Genomic DNA, 20,282 nt, shown 5'->3' with positions numbered 1-20,282 from the left:
CATGCCTTTGATCATCGGATTAACTGGAGGCATTGGTTGTGGTAAATCCAGCGCTACAAAATTCTTCGCAACGTATGGTATTGACATTATCGATACGGATGAAATCGCACACGAATTAACTCTGTCAAGAGGTAAAGCAATGGATACCATTAAAAAAACATTTGGCATGGATTTTATTGCAAAAGATGGCTCTCTGGATAGAAATAAAATGCGTGAGCTGGTGTTCTCAAATCCGATCTTCAGAAATAAACTTGAGGCCATCCTACATCCGCTTATCTACCATGAAGTGATACGTCGCGTTAGCTTAGCGACTTCTGCTTATATCATCGTTGTTGTACCACTGCTGCTGGAAACAAACGTATTCCAAAAGCTAATCCATCGAATTTTGGTCATCGATTGTACTGAACAATTACAGATTTCACGTACGATTGCACGCAGTAAATTGGACGAACAGAAAGTGCGCGCTATCATGGCAACACAAATTTCGCGGAAAGAACGTCTAGAGCAAGCTGATGACATCATTGTCAATGACCGAGACCTTGATTATTTGTATAAACAGGTCGAAACGCTACATCTAAAATATCTTGCTTTATCAATAGATAAATTAAACAAACCTGTTTAACCAAAGCCGATACAATTGGCTAAAAGAATCAAACTTTCATACAGAAATGATGTTTCATGGGGTATGATTCTGATATGTTATTAATACTCCATGTTTCATAATTACCGTGATTTGCTACGAACACCCCCTCAATGAACGTATTCGCACATTGCTGCGACTTGAAGTTTTGTTTAACAAAGTTGATTTCTTTTCAGCGCGCGACACGTCGACCGAACATCACGCTGCGCTTGTTGCGTTATTTGAGATTCTTGATGTGACCAGCCGCGCCGATCTTAAATCGGATTTACTGCAAGAACTGGAACGACAAAGAAGTTTGCTGGAAGGTTTACGCAAGAATCCGGAAATTTCTGAAGAAGCATTAAACCATGTGCTCAATGACATTAAAGTCACATTCCGAGATTTACTCAATATTCCTGGTCGAATAGGCGGACATCTACGTGACAATGAATGGTTGATGGGCATTAAACAGCGCATGAGTATCCTAGGCGGAGCATGTGAGTTTGATTTACCATCCTACCACTATTGGTTAAGTGTAGCGCCTGAAATGCGCCATCATGATTTTAATGAGTGGATCACGCCGCTATTACCCATTCGCAGCGGTTTTAATACAATATTAAAACTGCTAAGAAATAGTGGAAGAACCTTTCACTATACTGCTTACCAAGGTTTATTTCAGCAAACTGATTCGGGTCTCTTAGCACAAATGCTGCGCCTGAAAATCGATAAAGAATTTCCATGCGTACCTGAAATCAGTGCCAATAAATATGCACTCAATATACGTTTTATTCCGTTTGGATCCGATCAGAAAATTAATGTCTACGAAGAAGACATTGATTTTGAACTAACTTACTGTAATTTGTAACCCCATGAAGCAATGAAACAAACCGTTGTTAACTGTCCTCAATGTGGTAAGGCAGCAGCTTGGAATACAACAAACCGCTATCGCCCATTCTGCTCTGAGCGTTGCAAAATGCATGATCTAGGGCAATGGGCGACAGAATCTTATCGTATATCGGAGACGGAGCAGGAAGAAGAATCCGTGATTATTGACAAGAAACCAGGTAGCTTTAGTTGATGTTACATTTCTGTAGTGGAATAAGATCAAACCATAACATTCATTCGTCTACCCAAATATCCCGCATCATGGCAATACCATGCCCCCCTTGTTCCAGGGCAATAGCCAAATCAGCATGAACTAAACCACCTAACGCATAGACTGGCAAAGAGTAATCGCGTATCAGGGAGGAAAACTTTCGCCAGCCTAATGCAGGTAATCCTGGATGGCTTAACGTCGGCAATAGAGGACCTAGTACTACAAAATCCATTCCGATGCTCTCTGCCTGATAAAGCTCCTCGGCATTATGACAAGAAGCACCGCACCAATTTACATCGGGTCGTTTAGTCAGCGACATGAGCTGCGCAGAAGTTAAATGAACGCCATCTGCGCCCAATTCCCGAGAAAGCGAAATATCGCTATTGATGACCACCCTAGCCTGGAATGTATGCGCACGTCTGATAATCTCGCTTGCTAGCCATCGAAACCTATCGTTAGTCATCGACTTCTCGCGAATCTGCAAAAGCTTCAAGCCCTGCTGAAAAGCATGCTCAAGCTTGCATAGCATGGCCTCTTCACCTAGCTCTGATGCGTTAGTAATCGCATACACTGGTGGCAAAGCAAGTCCCCGTATCACCGGAAGGTTAGCTGGCAACAAAGGTGTTACCGATACATTATCGACTGTTTGCCAGGACAACGCCTGATTCTCGCGCCCGAATGGTTGACCATACCATTCAACCACACGGTAGAAATGCAGACGAACAGTCACATGCGTATAAGTAAATACCCGTGTGATCCAGGGGTAAACTTGCTCGACTTGGATACCGAGTTCTTCTTGTAATTCCCGGGTAATCGCTTGTAAAGCCGATTCGCCCGCTTCAATTTTCCCACCAGGAAATTCCCAATACCCCGCATAAGGTTTTCCTTCTGGTCTGCTTGTAAGCAAAAAACGACCATCTGGTCGAATGATGACCGCAGCCACCACTTCAACAAATGGAATAGATTGAACCATAAGATTACTTGTCAACAAATTACGAGTTATTACTGGAAGGGTCGCTGACAAAGCAGCTTTTGTTTTCCAGTCCAATCTCGAGCGAATTGCCAAGCTACTCGTCCACTTCGCGAGCCACGCGCAAGCGCCCATCGCAACGCTTCTTCCCGTATCAGAGCTGTCATTTTCCTGATACTGTAAAAAGCGAGCCAGTAACGGACAATTTCCAAGTATTGCTCTTGATCAAAAGGATAAAACGATAGCCACAAACCGAAACGTTCTGACAAGGAAATTTTTTCCTCAATAGACTCATTCGGATGGATCTCTCCGTCGATATGGCGCGCTTCAAGATTGTCCCGCATAAACTCAGGTATCAGATGTCGGCGATTGGAAGTGGCATAAACGAGCACATTATCGGAGGTCGTTGCAATAGAGCCATCCAAAACGACTTTCAGCGCTTTATAGCCTGGCTCATCGGTTTCAAATGATAAATCATCACAATATAAAATAAAGCGTTCTGGCCGCTGATAAACCCGCTCAACGATATCATGCAAATCAATAAGGTTGTGTTTTTCCACTTCGATCAAGCGCAAACCTTTGCTTGCGTATTTGTTTAACAATGCTTTTACCAAAGACGATTTTCCTGTACCGCGCGCTCCAGTCAGTAGGACATTATTGGCAGGATAACCCAATACGAATTGATGCGTATTTTGATCGATAAGCTGCTTTTGCTCATCAATGCCTTGCAATGCATCAAGTACGATGTTATGTGGATGGGAAACAGATTGAATATAGCCCGCATTGGCGTCTTTGCGCCATCGGAATGCGATCGCGGAATTAAGATCAGCATCAGCTTGCCTGGCAGGAAGCACATTCTCGATACGAGTAAGCAGCTTATCTAAGCGATCATGGAACAAATCAAGCTCATTCATAATCAATCAACTACGATAATCTGCATTGATTTTCACATAGTCGTAAGAAAAATCACATGTCCATATCTTGGTTGTGACTGCTCCACGATTCAATATCACTCGTACCGTGATTTCAGATTGCCTCATCACACGCTGACCATCCTGCTCACAGTAGCTTTTTGCTCTGCCACCCTGCTCTGCAACCAACACTTCATTGAGATAAAGCTGAATATCGTTAACATCAAGACCGTCTATGCCGGCATAACCAATAGCAGCAAGGATTCTCCCCAGATTAGGATCAGATGCAAAGAAAGCCGTCTTAACTAATGGCGAATGAGCAATTGCATAAGCCACCTGAGAACATTCTTCCAGCGTTCTTCCTTTTTCTACCTGCACCGTGATAAATTTGGTTGCGCCTTCACCATCTCGTACAATCATCTGAGCCAGTTGTATAGCTACTCCCATGATTGCATTCTGCAGCAAGCTAAATTCTGGGTTTTCCCGATCGACAATCTGCGAGTGGTTTGCCTTGCCAGTTGCTATCAATAGCAAAGCATCGTTAGTAGAGGTATCACCATCTACGGTAATACGGTTGAAGGAATGATCGGCAACATGACGCACCATCTCCTGTAGTAGCGATTGGGAAATATTGGCATCGGTTGCGATATACCCGAGCATGGTGGCCATATTCGGGTGAATCATACCCGAACCCTTGGCAATGCCGGTTATCGTGATCGTGGCACCATTGATCTGAATCTGACTGGAAACCCCTTTAGGAACAATATCGGTCGTCATGATCGCTTGCGCGGCGGCAAACCAATTATCAGATTTACGGTTGCTCAATGCTCGCGGCAAGCCCTCAATGATTCTCTCAACCGGTAATGGCTCCATAATCACACCTGTGGAAAACGGCAATACTTGCTGCGGTTGACAGCCAAGTAACTTAGCCAGGGCTGCACAGGTTGCATGAGCATGGGTGATACCTTCTTCTCCGGTACCGGCGTTGGCATTCCCGGTATTAACGATCAATGCACGAATTGAGCCGGCAACAGAGAGATGTTCCTTAGCTACTACGACTGGCGCAGCACAAAAGCGGTTCTTTGTAAAAACACCCGCCACTTCCACATTTCCATCAAGCACCATAACCAAAAGATCTTTACGATCAGGCCGTTTGATCCCTGCTTCAGCTACACCTAGTGATACACCCTGAATCGGTAACAATTGTTGAGGTAGCAAGGAAGGAATATTAACTGGCATACAATAAAATGATTAAAAAAACGTATTATCGTAACGTATCTTGAACTGGAAGTTACAACAATCTGAAATCGGCCTATTTGGCACCTCATGCTATGCCCGGTAAAATTAAATAAAATTTTTCTTACACAAAAGGAGAAGTATGAATTTTGACAAGGAACTCGATGTTCGCGGACTCGTCTGTCCATTACCTATACTACGCACTAAAAAATCTCTGGCAGAGATGGCCCATGGACAAATACTGAAAATTGTCGCCACCGATCCTGCTTCTGTCATTGATTTTCAGGTCTTTGCCGAACAAACGGGCAATCAGCTATTATCGTTAGCTGAAACGACTGGCGAATTTTTATTTTACTTAAAAAAGAAATGAGGCTTTTCATCAGACAAATGAAATGATCTCTGAAAAAATAATGATCAGCAATGCTAATAGCTGAAGAAAATGAGCAACATAACATCGCGCAAGTAAAATACTGCGGAACCCAATGGGAGCATCAAAAAAGAAGCTTGCAAATTCATGCGACAAGTATGCCAAACTAAAACAGAACACTTAATGAGCAGAGGACCCGCAAATAACTGCCGTTCCAGCTCCTGCATGGCAATTGAGTCCACCTGAAAAAGTAACGAGTAATTACTTCGATAAATCACGCAAATTATCCAAAAATTATTTGACTTAAAAGACGGTATCTACAGTCTCAGAAAACCTGCCCACTCTCCGTTCAAATTGACGCCAGAATTTCATTAGCATTGATCAATATTTGCTCACAAGCCTCAAGTCCCCTTCCGCAGCTCCATTTAATGCCCAGCAACCGTCATACGCTCTATCAGCAGCGACCCGCACTGCTTAGAGCCACGCACAATCCTATCACTACCCACCCCCACTATTCCACGTAGCATTTCCTTTAAATTGCCAGCGATAGTAATTTCCTCGACTGGATAACATAACTCGCCATTTTCCACCCAGAAACCGGTAGCACCTCGTGAATAATCTCCCGTTACTCCATTCACACCATGGCCGAGTAATTCCGTTACGAGCAAACCTTTGTCCATTTTCTTGAGCAAATCGAGAAACGGTAGCGGTGTGGCGTTTTCCAGAACCAGATTATGATTGCCTCCCGCATTGCCGGTCGTACGCAAACCAAGCTTGCGCGCAGAATAGCTACCGAGAAAATACCCTTGTACGATCCCGCTCTCAACGACACTTCGCTCATGGGTGGCGACCCCCTCATCATCAAATGCACAACTTGCCAACCCCTTTCTGATATGGGGCAATTCACGTATTTGAATATCTGGAGAGAATACCTGTTTTCCCATGCTGTCCAGCAAGAATGATGACTTACGATAAAGACTCGCACCGCTTACAGCTTGAGTAAAATGCCCAATCAGGCTGGAAGCAATCGAGGCTTCAAATAACACTGGCACTTCACATGTGGCAATTTTTTTTGCGCCCAAGCGAGCGATACTACGCATCCCTGCTTTTTTACCCACATCATTGATAGATTCTAGGTCAGTTGCGTCACGTGCCACGCTATACCAATAATCACGCTGCATATTATCATGTTCTGTTGCAATGACCGCACAGCTAATACTGTGTCGCGAAAGAGGATATCCCCCTGCAAATCCATGACTATTCGCGTACACGAACCGGGAAGTATTGATAGAAATAGTCGCTCCTTCCGAGTTAGTAATGCGCTTGTCAGCTGCAAGCGCCGCTGCTTCGCAACCCTGTGCAAGTTCAATTGCCTGTTCAACTGACAATTCCCATGGATGATACAAGCCAAGATCAGGAAATGAGGTTGCTAACAACTCCGCATCAGCCAGTCCCGCACAATCATCTGCAGATGTGTGCCGGGCAATGGAAAGTGCAGCTGCAACTGTATCGCCGATGGCTTGTGGAGAAAAATCTGAGGTACTTGCATGACCGCGTTTCTGGCCAATATACACTGTCACAGACAAGCCTTTGTCGCGGGCGTGCTCAATGGTTTCCACAGTACCTTGCCGGACTGTGACATTTAATCCACAGCCATCAGACACATTGGCTTCACATGCACTTGCCCCCCCTTTCTTGGCATGACCCAGAATATCGCGCGCAATCTGCTGAAGTACTTCAAAGGGATAAGAAAAATGTTGAGATGACGAAATATCGTTATTCATATAATTGGTTTTATGAAAATCAACTTACGATGAAGTCAATATGATCATTTTAAGGGAAATTTAATCAGTTTAGCTCTCAAAGAGCGTTATGATAGCAGCTTATCGTTATCGCATTACATAGCTAGCTATGCAAAATGACCTAAAAAATGATTCCGGGCAGGAATCACCACCCAGCAAGACACGCCGCAAACACGCCATGCATGCATTGCAGGATATCGGGGAACAATTGGTTGCGCTTGATCCCAAACAGATAGCTGAGTTTGATTTACCAGAAACACTCATGGACGCTATCCTTGAGGCCCAACGTATAACTAAGCATGAAGCACGTCGTCGCCAATTACAATACATTGGCAAGCTGATGCGGGAAATCGATGCAACCCCTATTCAGGAGAAAATCAATACCTGGCAAGGCACGAACCTACACCATACAGCATGGCTGCATCAACTGGAGCGCTGGCGCGAGCGTCTCCTAACGGATGAAACAGCTTTTACTGAATTTGGACAGCAATACCCCCACGCTGATTTGCAACGCTTACGAACACTGGTACGCAATACCAACAAAGAAAAGCTCGCAGGAAAACCCCCTAAGAGTTTCCGGGCTTTATTCCATGAATTACGCGTAATCGTTCCTGAACAAGCAGCTTCAAACTAATGTCAGGCGCTAACTGGGAATAACCGCAAATTAGGCGGGATAGGGATATTATTAATCGATAGATTGACCCATTAAGTAAGCTAGAAATTTTTGACGTGTTTCTTTGGAAGCATCTCTGAATAATCGATATAACGCATGTTGACTGGTGTCTTGCAGATTCATCTCTATCCCCCATAACGGCGCAATAGTCGTGGGCAAATTTGAGTAACGCACGTCAATCAATAGATCAGGGTGTTCAGGTTGAATAGCGACAAAACCACCAGAAAAAATAGTGAAACGAGAAATATCCTTCGCTAATACTGAATCCTTGGGGAATTGATCAAGGTGCTGATCAGCCATGAATTTTTTGATGGATTCCCCCGGATAGATACGGGGTTCTGAAAACAAGCCAACACGAATCGCATCTACATAGAATTTTCCCTCTGTTTCATAAACCGAACGCCACAACACCAAATTGGCCAACGTGGGTTTTACCAGCAATTGTTCAGTGGCATGCCCCCTGGAATCGGCTAAAGCCGCAGCTGTTGCTTCTGCGCGCTGTAACTGCACCCAACCAAACACAAGATAAATTCCCGCGATAGTCAGGCCAGCCCTCGCAGCAAATACAGCATTCTTCTTATAGGCATAGACGACTGCTATCAACAGTATCAAGGTAAAAATGGGATCAATGACAGAAATGATATTGAACGCAACACGGGCTTCGCTAACTGGCCAGAATAAATGAGTGCCATAGCTGGTCAATGCATCCAGCGCGCCACTTAAGCAATAGCCCAAGAAGCAAAACAGGTATAGACGTGTAAAAGACAGCCGCCTCCGAAGAAATGGCCAGAGAATAAGTGCTGCAATGAATCCGCCAAACGGAACAAAGAAGATGGAGTGCGTGAAATGGCGATGAAATTCAACTGTTAATAAGGGATCATTGGATGATTGAATCAGAATATCCGCATCCGCAAGCAATCCCGCAAAGAATCCAACTCCTGTCGCTATACGTATTTCATTTCTCTGAGTACCTGCCTGCGCCAGACTAGCTCCCAACAATCCTTGAGTAAGTAAGTCCATGTTAACAACCAATTATAAAGAAAGATGGATGACCTGTTTATCTCGTTTGATTAATAGATGGCTTCTTTATGAGCCATAACCAAAATCCGTTGAGTTGAATATGGAATCTCGATACTACACTTTTGAGATTCCGTCATAATTTTTTAGAATTACCTCATTTAAACGCGCTCACCTCGAATCCCAGCGACAAATACTCGAATTGCATAAGCTGCTGGTTTATAATCTCTGGGTAATCAATATCAATCTAGCTAAATTATGTTTGCACTCAGCTTTCTAAGAAATCAATGAGCTTTGATATATTTAGCTCAAGCAGAAGAAAAAACATAAAAAAGCCAGCACACTCTTTACGAAGGAGATGACGCTCCAATCTACTGGGACTCCTCTCTTCGTGGAAAATAGTTTACATGATCGATTATACAAAATATATCAGCTCAGCAATTAAATCCTACGCCACCCAATCAAGCATAAACCGCCATGCTTATTATAAAACCGGAAATAAAATAACAGTTAAACAATGATTTATGACAACAATAAATCAAGCCGTTTAATCGCTGGCAATCATGTGACGCTACCCAACGCAACCATTGGATCATGTAACAGGCTTTTCGAATTACTTTCTAAAGATGTGTCGTAACTATGCTATGCGTGATCAAATGATGCACACCCTCATTAGGAAACAAGATGATAGAGTTGAACAAACTTCATACCGATTTACATACTTTTAGCCTCGAAATAGTAGCGGAAAGTGTCCGTAATCTCGATTTACTGAAAGACGCCCAACCCACACAATCACAATTAAACAGACTTATAGCACAAATGACAGCAGATGCGGCCTTTGCTAGTAAATCAATAGTCGCCATTCAGAATCTAAATATTCCGATTGATATAGATGGCTCCATTTCTGAGAGGCTACAAAAAGCGCAAAACAATACTAATAAATTATGTGACAGGCTAGGTTTCATGTATAAAGCAAGCGAAGGAGTTGGAAGACTCACAAGAAGTGGTATTGAATACACTTTTACTGAAGCTATCGCGACCGCAGATAACCTGCATGACATTCTCGGAATATTACGCACAGTCGTTAGTAAACCTATACAGTCCACTGAAGAGTGGATCTCCAAATTTTTTGTAGCTTGATGATTATCAAAAAGATCAAATCGTTTTTGCCCTATGCTACCGAATAAATATTTGGTAGCACTAAAGATAAGCAAATGAGATCAACCGAAATCCAATGGTAACAGTCAAGCTGAGTGTATTAATCGTCCAGGTGCGTGAAGCTGCTGCTAAGCAAGAATTACTCGTGAGGATGAGAATATCGGAAGTTGCGGTGATCTGCAGTACGATTACAGCAAAAGCTGTCACAAGAACACTCGGCCCCCTCCCAGATACCACTACTTAGATTATATCGCCGTTGATAGCTGCAGGCTCTGATATTAGCGCCTTGGACTGGTTGGCACCTCTACAATCACGGCGCTCCTCCCTTCCATTAGAAATTACGAGCTAAAGAGAATCTGGATTAAGTGCATTGACTCCCGCTTGCGCAATTTGTGCATCTTGATAAGACCTTACGCCACTCACACCGATCGCGCCCACAAATTGATTTCCCAATACAATAGGCACCCCACCTTCAATGGGTATTGCTCCAGGCAAACTTAAGTAACGTACATGCCCTTGACTAACTTGTTCCTCCAATATTTTAGTCGGTCGTCGAAAGGCAATGGCTGATCTGGCTTTTTGTATGGCGACCTCAACACTGCCATATTGCGTGTTATCCAGCCGCATAAAGTAAAGTAAATGCCCCCCTTCATCTACAATAGCAATCACTACCGACCAATTATTGCGCTTCGCCTCTGCTTCTGCAGCAGCAGCGATCTCTTTGGCATCATCAAGTGTCAGAAAAAGTTTGCTGTTTACCATGGCTGTTCCTCAAATATAGTCCTTAAATCCCCGCTCCACCTTCAAATGTTTCATGACGCGTCTGCGCTTGAGTAATATGGCTGCCAGGTGGCACGCCACGTGTCAACCAAACGTTCCCGCCAATCGTTGAACCACATCCGATCGTGATACGCCCCAAAATAGTCGCACCTGCATAAATCACGACATCGTCCTCCACAATAGGATGACGCGGAATACCTTTTACTAAAGTCCCGTGTTCATCTACCGGGAATCGTTTTGCACCTAAAGTCACTGCCTGATATAGCCGTACATTGCGGCCTATGATAGCAGTCTCTCCGATGACCACGCCCGTACCATGATCGATAAAGAAACTGCCGCCAATCTGGGCGCCAGGGTGTATTTCTACCCCAGTCAGTGAATGAGCTATTTCTGAAATCATCCTCGCAATCAGAGGCACACCCAGTCGGTGCAACTCATGCGCCAGTCGATAGTAAATAATCGCTGTGATGCCTGGATAGCATACCAACACTTCATCAACACTGTGAGCAGCAGGATCACCTTCGTAAGCTGCAACAATGTCGCTTTCCAGCAAGTTGCGAATCGCAGGCAAGCACTTGGCAAATGCTTGTGTGATATCTACTGCCCGTTCACGATCTTCATCGCTCAAGTTTTCCAAACCTGAGCTAAAATGTAATTCATGCTGTATCTGTACCAGCAGTGCGCGCAGGGTAGTATTCAGCGTATGTCCAACATAATGATCGACCCCCTCATCCGCCAGATCAGCTGAGCCCAGGCGATTAGGAAACATCGCAGCACTCAACCCCTCTGCAACGCCAACCAGAATTTTGCGTGAAGGAAGCTTGGGGGGTCTTCTATGCCCCTGCCGATTTTCCAGCGCAGCCATCCGCAGGGCATGTAATTCTGCAACGATATGATCAATCTCAAGGTAGGTACTTCTTAACTGGAGATCGCTGATCCTATTGACGTTAGTCACTCTATATTCAACCCCTGTTCATTGAACATACCTTCAAAGAGAATACTGCTTAAATAACGTTCACCCGAGTCCGGCAAAATAACAACGATCGTTTTGCCTGCATTTTCTGGACGCTTGGCATACCGAATAGCCGCAGCAACTGCAGCGCCACAGGAAATACCGGAAATTATCCCTTCTTCCCGCGCAAGGCGGCGCGCATATAAAACCGCCTCTTCATTACTGATCTGCTCAACCTCATCCACCAGGGAAAGATCAAGGTTATCCGGTATAAAGCCAGCGCCAATTCCTTGAATTTTGTGAGGGCCCGGTACTAAAGGCTGACCTGACCGCTGCTGAGTAATGACAGGGCTGGCAGCGGGTTCGACTGCAACAGACGTAATTGCCTTATCTTTAACTTGTTTGATATAACGGGAAACGCCAGTCATCGTACCACCTGTTCCTATTCCGGCAACAAAAATATCGATTGCGCCGTCAGTATCCCGCCAGATCTCAGGACCTGTCGTTTGTTCATGTATCGCTGGATTAGCCGGATTCGTAAATTGTTGTAACAAAACAAAACGACCAGGATCTGCAGCTACGATCTCATTGGCCTTGACAATAGCGCCTCCCATACCACGCTGACCCTCCGTCAGAACCAGATGGGCACCAAAAGCAGCAAGTAACTTCCGGCGCTCGACACTCATGGTTTCCGGCATGGTCAAGGTCAATGGAATACCTCGGGCAGCGGCAACAAATGCCAAGGCAATACCAGTGTTACCACTGGTTGGTTCTACTAACTCTTTACCGGGGCCGAGTAATCCTTGGCGTTCGGCATCATCGACCATTGCAGCGCCAATACGGCATTTGACCGAATATGCCGGGTTACGCCCCTCAATCTTGGCTAGCACAGTCGCTCCTGCGCCATCAGTAACCCGATTGAGTCGAACTAACGGTGTTCGCCCAATTGATTGTGAATTGTCTTGGTACCAATTTGACATGAGATATCCCCTTCCTTATCGCCATCCCGGCATATCATCGTTGATTATCTGGAAAAATACTAAAAAACCAACACATTATTCATGTGCTTTATTTTGACTATGCCCACCCCGTTATCGCGTATCTATCACCACACACTAAAAATTTATATGACATAAAGTCAGGCCCAAATAATATAATGAAACCTCATTAATCTATTAGCACTGAATATAAAAGGTTGGCATGTTCACGGTAGCCAGTAAAGGTATAAAAGCAAGGGCAGAGGCAATTAACATAGCTATATGTTACCAGAGGATACCTCTATTTAGCACAGACATAGAAGGCGGTTGTCAATCTATCCCACAAATATCTGATCATTACTCCGCTCCTGGACCGCAGTTAAATCCAATATGAAACTGCGCTTACCCAGCTCGCCCGAGTTTTTCATGATACGGGTTATAGTGCTAGCAGCCGCATATTTTCTAGCTGGCAAGCTTGGGCTCAGCATGCCTTTCGTGAACTCCAATATTACCTTGTTCTGGCCACCTGCCGGAATAGCGTTCGCAGCCACCTTGGCATGGGGACCTTCGTGCTGGCCAGGCATTTTTCTCGGTTCGCTCTTGATCAATTTAACGACAGGCGAACTTACATTCTCCACTGCGCTTGGAATTGCCGTAGGCAATACCCTCGCTCCAATATTGGGCGCGCTAATACTGAAAAAAACTATAGGTTCTCAAAACATTTTCGGGCGAGGTCGAAATGTAGTTACCTTCATTCTGATCGCGTCTAGCTCGATGTTATTGAGCGCGACGAGCGGCACATTATCGCTGTACTTTAGTGACTTGCTATCAAGCAACCTGGTACTTAGCGCATGGCTCGGCTGGTGGCTCGGAGACATGACCGGTGTAATGATTTTTTCACCTCTACTGCTAGCCTGGGTGGCCCATCAGGCAAACTCACAACCTCTTCATTCCCGACTTCGATTAGAATTCATCCTGGTCATGAGTAGCTGTGTTGCCATGGCTTGGCTGGTATTCGGCAATGCTCTGGTGCTCAGCCATCTCAAGTTATCGATCGCCTTCCTTGTGTTCCCCCCCTTGATTTGGGCAGGGCTACGTTTTAATGTCAGAGGTGTCTCTATTGCAGCCTTGGCAATTACCTTGCTTGCCATATGGGGAACCGCACAGAACCTTGGTCCTTTTTCTCAAGGCCATCCTCAGCTAAATCAGCTGATCTTATGCATGTTTATAGCAACCGTTGCGCTCATCTCGCACATGATGATCGGTATTCAGGCAAGCTGGCGTCAAGCAGAGCAAAGCTTGCGTGACAGTGAATCGCGCCTCCGTATGGCGCTGACAGCCTCTAACCAAGGTCTTTATGATCTTAATGTGCAAACAGGAATGGCAACTATCAGTCCTGAATATGCTCGTATACTGGGTTATGAGCCGCAAACTTTCGAGGAAACCAGTGCCCGCTGGCGCGATCGCCTCCATCCGGAGGACCGCGAACCGGCCTTCAAGATTTACAAAGATTACATCAGTGGCTTACGCGAAGATTATCAGGCGGAATTTCGGCAGCTCACCCGGCAAGGCAGTTGGAAATGGATACTTTCTCTGGGCAAAGTAGTCGAATGGGACGATCAAGGACATCCGCTGCGCATGCTGGGCACATATACCGACATCAGTGATCGAAAAGCCAGGGAGTTTGCTTTACGTCAAAGCGAAGATGCGCTGCGTCGCGCACAATCTCTGGCCAAACTGGGCAGTTGGCATTTGGATCTGGAAAATAATGTACTTACCTGCTCCGAGGAAACTTTCAAAATATTTGGAATAAAAGATAGCACTCCTCTTAGTTACGGAAGCTTTCTCGCCTGCGTTGTACCGGAAGATCAGGATCGGGTCGATCATACCTGGCGCGCAGCCTTGCAGGGCACGCCTTACGATATCGAATACCGGATCAACGCAAATGGGGCGATCAAGTGGGTTAAAGAACAAGCTGAGATCACGATTCATAGTAGCGGCAAAGCAATCGAAATACTGGGGACGGTTCAGGATCTCAGTGAGCGCAAATTCGCAGAGGCAGTCGTCAAGCATGCTAAGACTTTACTGCGAACAGTTATTGACGCCACACCAGACTGGATTTTCGTAAAAGATAAAGAGCATCGATTTGTATTGGTAAACCAGGCTTTTGCCAGCAGTCAAGGGTTTAAGCCTGCAGAAATGTTGGGTAAATTGGATACTGATTTCTGGCCTGAGCATCTGTGCTACGGTGATCCGGCCCAGGGAATCAGAGGTTTTCACGCAGATGACGATGAGGCGATTGCCGGCAAGAAAGTACATAACCCTGCCGATCCTGCTACCCTTGCAGATGGGCAGCTACGCTGGTTTGACACTTTGAAGCTGCCGATGCGGAATGCCAACGGCGAAATAACTGGCGTACTGGCGTATGCCCGGGATATTACTGATCGTTTGAGTGTCGAATCAAAATATCGAACACTGATTGAGCAAATTCCAGCGGTAACTTACATCGCCGATATCAATCCGATAGCAAAAACCATCTACGTCAGCCCACAAATCGAGCCCAAGCTTGGCTTTAGCAAGCACGAGTGGCTCGATGATCCTCAACTCCGCATAAAACAGATTCATCCGGATGATCAAGAGCGAATTATGACTGGCTTGTCAGTGAGCCTAACGACTGGTGAGCCTTATCATTTGGAATATCGTATCTTTAAAAAAGATGGCAGTATTGCCTGGGTTCGGGATGATGCCATTTTACTAAAAGATGCAGCGGGCAAACCAATATTGCTTCAAGGTGTCATGTTTGATATCACGAAACAAAGACAAACTGAAGAAAACCTAAATTCAGCCATAAGAGAACTGCGTATTTCTGAGACGCATCAGCGTGAACTACGCACCCTGGCGGAGCGGGAACAAAGTCGCATGAGTGCTTTGCTATCAGCCATGAATATCGGAATTCTGTTTGAAGATAATGAGCAGAGAGTGGAGTACTTGAACCCGACTTTCCTCCGTATGTGGGATATTGGTAAGCATGAAAACTTACTGAACATACCGACTAAAACTGTGTTCGAGCGATCTACCAAATATTTTGTGCAGCCCGACCATGCATCAAAATATGTGCATACACTGGATACTCATGGAGTTAGCGAACGGTCTGAGCTTGAGTTCACCGACGGGCGGATATTTACGCAATTGTCTTACCCGGTAAACGATACTGAAGGCCGAACTATGGGACGGTTGTGGATTTATGAAGATATTACCCAGGAACGGCAAACTGCCCAACAACTCATCTACCTAGCTGAGCGTGATCCGCTGACAGGTCTATACAACCGACACCGCTTCCAGGAGGAGCTGGATAATTTGATCGCGACCTCCCTGCGCAATCAAAGCAAATTTGCGCTGCTCTATTTTGATCTAGATGATTTCAAATATATTAACGATACCTTTGGTCATCGGGCAGGCGATACAGTATTGATCCGGGCTGCCGGAGAAATCTCCAGCATTGTTCGTCATATCGAAATATTCGCTCGCTTAGGGGGGGATGAGTTCGCCATTCTAAGTCTTATTCAACCAAAAGATGATATCAGTGCGCTACCTGCTCGTATTGTGGCAGCTATTTCGTCTATTCCCTTGCGTTTTCGCGGTACAAATATTCGTCTTACCAGCAGTGTAGGCGTAGCCATCTTCCCAGAACATGGAGAAACAGCAGAAAATCTGATTGCTCATGCCGATGCTGCTATGTATCAGGCCAAAAATAAAGGCAAAAATACCTGGACCGTCTACGATCCTGCACGTGACACTTCTGAGGCCATGATGCATCGAATGACTTGGTATAACCGGATAGCTCAAGCCCTTGAGCAAGATCTATTTGAAATTCATTTTCAGGGCGTATATGAAACTACCCGGAATACCTTGACTCATTTAGAATCACTCGTCAGGATGCGAGATTCAAATAACCCTGATCATTTGATCATGCCGGGTCAATTCATACCTGTCGCAGAAAAAAACGGACAAATCGTCAACATTGATCGATGGGTAATAAAACGCAGTATCAAGCTACTCAGTCAAAATCCGGATATGCCACCGGTCGCAATTAACATTTCCGGCCGCACCTTTGACGATCCGGCAATTCCACACTATATCCGTAATCTGTTAAACGAATTCAATGTGGATCCCGGACGCCTCATTATAGAGCTGACCGAAACTGCGGCGGTATCGGACATCCAGGATGCCCAGCGCTTTATCGAAGCAGCCCAGCAAGCTGGCTGCCGAGTTTGCCTGGACGATTTTGGCAGCGGGTTTTCCACCTTTGGTTACCTTAAATACTTGGGAGTGGAAATACTCAAAATAGACGGCTTATTTATCCGTGATCTTCCTAAAAATCGCGACAACCAGATTTTTGTCAGAGCCATGGTAGAAGTAGCACGCGGACTCGGAAAAACAACAGTAGCGGAGTTTGTCGAAGATGCCGCCACTCTGGACATGGTAAAAAGCATGGGTATCGATCTTGCGCAGGGATATTTCTTTGGACATCCTGAGCCGCATATTCCATACAAATAAAAATTATCACTTGCCGGTATTTCATCCCTCACTATCGCGCGAACTTCCGCACCACGGTCATGAGTTCATCAATGGCAGCATCGCCATTACCAGACTGAATGGCTTCATGCATACAGCCATGCGCATGGTTTTCGAGTAACTGCATGGCCACAGCATCCAGTGCGGATTGCAAAGCGGAAACCTGATTCAGAATCTCAACACAATAGCGATCTTCCGCAATCATTTTGGCTACACCCCGTACCTGACCTTCAATGCGGTTAAGACGTTTTATTAACGCCTCCTTATCAGGCTGCATGACATGATCAGGCACATGGCATAACTCCTTTTTATTAGATGATGGCTTCAAAGCCCGCTTCCTCAATTGCTTGCTTAAACTGATCGTTACTGACGATAGTCGCATCGAACTGGATGGTAACCTGAGCATCCTCCAGCGAAACTTCTGCGCTGCTGACGCCAGGGATCTTTTCCAGCACATTTTTAATACTTCTGACACAGCCCATGCAGGTCATGCCTTTGATGTTGATGATGGTTGTTTGCATTTAATGATTCCCTTTCAATGTTATGAATTAATCTGGGCACCTGCCTGCCAGCGCTTTAGCAGCAGTGAGTTACTAACGACCGATACTGAGCTCATGGCCATGGCGGCGCCTGCGATAATCGGGTTAAGCATGCCCATGGCGGCCAATGGAATCCCCAGTACATTATAGATAAAGGCAAAAAACAGATTCTGACGGATCTTGCCCAAGGTCGCACGGGAAAGCGAAATCGCATCGACCACGCTCATCAAATCATTATGCATCAGCGTAATGTCCGCCGCCTCGATCGCCACATCAGAACCTGCGCCAATGGCAAAACTCACGTCAGCCGCAGTCAGCGCAGGTGCATCGTTAATGCCGTCCCCCACCATGCCGGTAAATTGCCCGCTTACCTTTATCTTGATCACCTCAGCTGCTTTATCTTGTGGCAAGACTTCGGCACGATACCGGGCAATGCCTGCTTGCTTGGCAATAGCAGCAGCCGTCGCAGCATTATCGCCAGTCAACATGATGACTTCAATGCCCATTGCCTGCAATCGCCTGACAGCTTGCGCCGAGGTACTCCGCAACCGGTCGGCGATCGCAAGATAGCCAAGTACCTGACATGTCTCCCCGAGCTGAGCAGCCACACCAACTACGGTCTTGCCTTCAGCCTGAAGCGCCGCTATACGAGACTGATCGATGGCTGCGCCCTGCGCGTGCAGAAACTTTGGTGAGCCCACTAGATATCCAGCATCACTGATTCGGGCCATGATCCCACTCCCGGTCACCGCTGTAAAATGACTCATCACTTGAGGCCGGATAGCCATGCTAGCAGTATGCTCGAGCACGGCTTTTGCGAGTGGATGCTCTGAGCCTTGTTCCAGGGTAGCAGCGATCTCTAGCAATACTTGTTCTGTGATTGAGCCTACCGGAACGACATCGGTAACAACGGGTCTCCCTTCCGTGAGGGTTCCCGTCTTGTCTACGATCAAAACCCGAATTTTTTCAGCATGTTCGAGTGCAGCAGCATTTTTCACGAGTATACCTGCTTGCGCCCCGCGCCCGGTGCCCACCATGATGGCTGTCGGTGTCGCCAAACCCAAGGCACACGGACAGGCAATCACCAGCACGGCAACCGCGTTGATCAGCGAGAGTACGAAATTTCCTGTCAACCACCAAGTTAATACCAAGGTCAGAATACTGATGACCACGACCACGGGCACAAATATGCCTGCAATGGTATCAGCCATGCGCTGAATCGGCGCTTTGGAACCCTGCGCTTCCTCCACTAAGCGAATGATGGTCGCAAGCTGTGTATGCGCACCCACGCTGGTAGCACGGCATTTCAGCAACCCCTGCTGATTCTGGGTAGCTGCAAACACCTTGACACCGGCTTGTTTGGCTACCGGTAGACTTTCGCCCGTCAGCATCGCTTCGTTCACACTGGATGTGCCTTCGATCACGACGCCATCTACCGGCAAACTCTCGCCGGGACGCACGATAAAAATATCACCTACTTTAAGCGTGTTGACGTCAACTTCGATGATTTCACCTTCACGTTCCACCCGTGCCGTTTTGGGTTGCAGCTTGATCAACGCCTCAATAGCTGCCGAGGTTTTGCTTTTTGCGCGGGCTTCCATCAGCTTACCTAATAACACCAGCGTAATGATCGCTGCGCTTGCCTCGAAATAAACATGCTGGTTCAGCGAAAAAAGTATGACAGCCGCACTGAAGAAATAAGCCATGCTGGTGCCCAGTACGATCAATACATCCATATTGGCTCCACCACCCCGTAATGCATGCCAGGCCCCCACATAGAAACGTCTACCCACCCAGAACTGAACGGGTGTCGCCAACAACCACTGCAGCCAGCGTGGCAACAGATCGGTATGATCCCCCATAAGCATGACACCCATTTGCAGCATGAATGGCAAGGTAAGCGCAGCGGAAATCCAGAAGGCGCGAAGCTCTGCCTGATAGGTTGCGAGCCGCCTGGCTTTCTCTTCATTGCGGCTGGCTTCGCTGATCTCACTCGCACCATAACCTGCCTTCACAACAGCTGCAATCAGATCATCTATCATTACTGCCCCCGGAGAGAAACTCGCATGAGCAACTTCTGTCGCCAGATTGACGGTAGCTGTAACACCGGGAATTTTATTTAATGCTTTCTCGATACGGCCGCTGCATGCAGCGCAGGTCATTCCACTGATCTGGAGTTGTACCGATTGGGGGGCGACATGAAAACCAGCTTTCTTGATCGAGTGGATCAGCTCTTCAGCATGCGTGGTAGCCTCGTCAAATTCTATCCTCGCTTTCTCACTAGCAAAATTGACTGCTGCATGAACACCAGGCAATTTGTTGAGATTCTTTTCAATTCGGGCCGCACAAGCTGCACACGTCATCCCTTCGATCGGCAGCTCAATGTATTTATGCGTAAGTACACTCATCACGATTCTCCTTACTTTCATCTTACTTTTATTGTAGAAACGAAGCCATCGTATACCCCCACTGGGTATTTGTAAATATCCTATGGAGCAGGCATATTAACCGCAAAAGAAATAAGAATGAGTTGCCAAACCGTCTTATTTCCTCCGTTTTGCTATCTTCTGGCATAGTAAGCTTGTTCTTTCTGTTAAATGAGATTGTTCT

General features: G+C 46.1%; 19 protein-coding genes. 8 read left to right on the top strand and 11 right to left on the bottom strand.

Features of this window, described 5'->3' with window-relative positions; all coding sequences use genetic code 11:
* Position 1: 1 nt before the first annotated feature.
* The 3 genes from coaE (at position 2) to BLW34_RS01585 (ending at position 1,697) form a co-directional block, all read left to right on the top strand.
* Entirely contained in the window at positions 2-622 is a 621-nt protein-coding gene (gene coaE / locus BLW34_RS01595) for a dephospho-CoA kinase (protein ID WP_090574660.1), read from the top strand.
* 106 nt (positions 623-728) lie between these two features.
* Entirely contained in the window at positions 729-1,484 is a 756-nt protein-coding gene (gene zapD, locus BLW34_RS01590; RefSeq protein ID WP_090539272.1) for a cell division protein ZapD, read from the top strand.
* Between the two features lie 12 nt (positions 1,485-1,496).
* The gene (locus BLW34_RS01585) at positions 1,497-1,697 is read left to right on the top strand and encodes a DNA gyrase inhibitor YacG (RefSeq protein ID WP_090574656.1); all 201 of its coding nucleotides are present in this window, start codon (positions 1,497-1,499) and stop codon (positions 1,695-1,697) included.
* Between the two features lie 40 nt (positions 1,698-1,737).
* Here the strand turns inward: BLW34_RS01585 and BLW34_RS01580 are convergent, their stop codons facing one another.
* From BLW34_RS01580 to argJ, 3 genes are read right to left on the bottom strand one after another with little or no spacing between them, the layout of a single operon-like run.
* The gene (locus BLW34_RS01580) at positions 1,738-2,688 is read right to left on the bottom strand and encodes a Nudix family hydrolase (protein WP_090574653.1); all 951 of its coding nucleotides are present in this window, start codon (positions 2,686-2,688) and stop codon (positions 1,738-1,740) included.
* Positions 2,689-2,717: 29 nt separating this feature from the next.
* Positions 2,718-3,599, bottom strand: coding sequence for an ATP-binding protein (locus tag BLW34_RS01575; RefSeq protein ID WP_090574650.1), 882 nt, complete (start codon positions 3,597-3,599; stop codon positions 2,718-2,720).
* A gap of 6 nt (positions 3,600-3,605) precedes the next feature.
* Entirely contained in the window at positions 3,606-4,835 is a 1,230-nt protein-coding gene (gene argJ, locus BLW34_RS01570) for a bifunctional glutamate N-acetyltransferase/amino-acid acetyltransferase ArgJ (RefSeq protein WP_090574647.1), read from the bottom strand.
* Between the two features lie 139 nt (positions 4,836-4,974).
* Between argJ and BLW34_RS01565 the strand changes: the two genes are divergently transcribed.
* Positions 4,975-5,202: a sulfurtransferase TusA family protein gene (locus BLW34_RS01565; RefSeq protein WP_090539282.1), complete on the top strand. Its 228-nt coding sequence runs from the start codon at positions 4,975-4,977 to the stop codon at positions 5,200-5,202.
* Positions 5,203-5,624: 422 nt separating this feature from the next.
* On the opposite strand, the gene pmbA is transcribed toward BLW34_RS01565, so the two are convergent.
* Positions 5,625-6,983: a metalloprotease PmbA gene (gene pmbA / locus BLW34_RS01555; RefSeq protein WP_090574641.1), complete on the bottom strand. Its 1,359-nt coding sequence runs from the start codon at positions 6,981-6,983 to the stop codon at positions 5,625-5,627.
* Positions 6,984-7,110: 127 nt separating this feature from the next.
* Between pmbA and yjgA the strand changes: the two genes are divergently transcribed.
* Positions 7,111-7,635: a ribosome biogenesis factor YjgA gene (gene yjgA / locus BLW34_RS01550; RefSeq protein ID WP_090539285.1), complete on the top strand. Its 525-nt coding sequence runs from the start codon at positions 7,111-7,113 to the stop codon at positions 7,633-7,635.
* A gap of 51 nt (positions 7,636-7,686) precedes the next feature.
* Here yjgA and BLW34_RS01545 read toward each other — a convergent pair whose 3' ends face one another.
* The gene (locus BLW34_RS01545) at positions 7,687-8,694 is read right to left on the bottom strand and encodes a metal-dependent hydrolase (RefSeq protein WP_090574638.1); all 1,008 of its coding nucleotides are present in this window, start codon (positions 8,692-8,694) and stop codon (positions 7,687-7,689) included.
* 681 nt (positions 8,695-9,375) lie between these two features.
* On the opposite strand from BLW34_RS01545, the gene BLW34_RS01540 reads away from it, so the two are divergent.
* A complete protein-coding gene (locus BLW34_RS01540) occupies positions 9,376-9,831 on the top strand; it encodes a hypothetical protein (protein ID WP_090574635.1) in 456 nt (151 codons plus the stop codon).
* 94 nt (positions 9,832-9,925) lie between these two features.
* Complete coding sequence (locus tag BLW34_RS15950; RefSeq protein WP_177165911.1) at positions 9,926-10,093, top strand: hypothetical protein; 168 nt, start codon at positions 9,926-9,928, stop codon at positions 10,091-10,093.
* A gap of 101 nt (positions 10,094-10,194) precedes the next feature.
* Here the strand turns inward: BLW34_RS15950 and BLW34_RS01535 are convergent, their stop codons facing one another.
* From BLW34_RS01535 to cysK, 3 genes are all read right to left on the bottom strand, one after another.
* Positions 10,195-10,611: a GlcG/HbpS family heme-binding protein gene (locus BLW34_RS01535; RefSeq protein WP_090574632.1), complete on the bottom strand. Its 417-nt coding sequence runs from the start codon at positions 10,609-10,611 to the stop codon at positions 10,195-10,197.
* Positions 10,612-10,633: 22 nt separating this feature from the next.
* Complete coding sequence (gene epsC, locus BLW34_RS01530; RefSeq protein ID WP_177165915.1) at positions 10,634-11,494, bottom strand: serine O-acetyltransferase EpsC; 861 nt, start codon at positions 11,492-11,494, stop codon at positions 10,634-10,636.
* Between the two features lie 86 nt (positions 11,495-11,580).
* On the bottom strand, positions 11,581-12,561 hold the full coding sequence (cysK, locus tag BLW34_RS01525; RefSeq protein ID WP_090574626.1) for a cysteine synthase A: 981 nt from the start codon (positions 12,559-12,561) through the stop codon (positions 11,581-11,583).
* 387 nt (positions 12,562-12,948) lie between these two features.
* Here cysK and BLW34_RS01520 point away from each other — a divergent pair, with 387 nt between their 5' ends.
* A complete protein-coding gene (locus BLW34_RS01520; protein WP_218138718.1) occupies positions 12,949-17,115 on the top strand; it encodes an EAL domain-containing protein in 4,167 nt (1,388 codons plus the stop codon).
* A gap of 31 nt (positions 17,116-17,146) precedes the next feature.
* Here BLW34_RS01520 and BLW34_RS01515 read toward each other — a convergent pair whose 3' ends face one another.
* Genes BLW34_RS01515 through BLW34_RS01505 form a run of 3 tightly spaced genes read right to left on the bottom strand, consistent with a single transcriptional unit; the run spans position 17,147 to position 20,080 of the window.
* Positions 17,147-17,461: a metal-sensitive transcriptional regulator gene (locus tag BLW34_RS01515; protein WP_256203520.1), complete on the bottom strand. Its 315-nt coding sequence runs from the start codon at positions 17,459-17,461 to the stop codon at positions 17,147-17,149.
* Positions 17,445-17,654, bottom strand: a complete 210-nt coding sequence (locus BLW34_RS01510) for a heavy-metal-associated domain-containing protein (RefSeq protein WP_090574623.1) — start codon at positions 17,652-17,654, stop codon at positions 17,445-17,447. Before BLW34_RS01510 ends, BLW34_RS01515 begins: the two co-directional genes overlap by 17 nt.
* Positions 17,655-17,674: 20 nt before the next feature.
* Complete coding sequence (locus BLW34_RS01505) at positions 17,675-20,080, bottom strand: heavy metal translocating P-type ATPase (protein WP_090574620.1); 2,406 nt, start codon at positions 20,078-20,080, stop codon at positions 17,675-17,677.
* Positions 20,081-20,282: the final 202 nt, after the last annotated feature.

Source organism: Nitrosomonas sp. Nm58 (genome assembly GCF_900107335.1).
Lineage (GTDB): Bacteria > Pseudomonadota > Gammaproteobacteria > Burkholderiales > Nitrosomonadaceae > Nitrosomonas.
The sequence above is the reverse complement of the archived record's forward strand: the minus strand, read 5'-3'. Positions and strand labels throughout refer to the sequence as shown.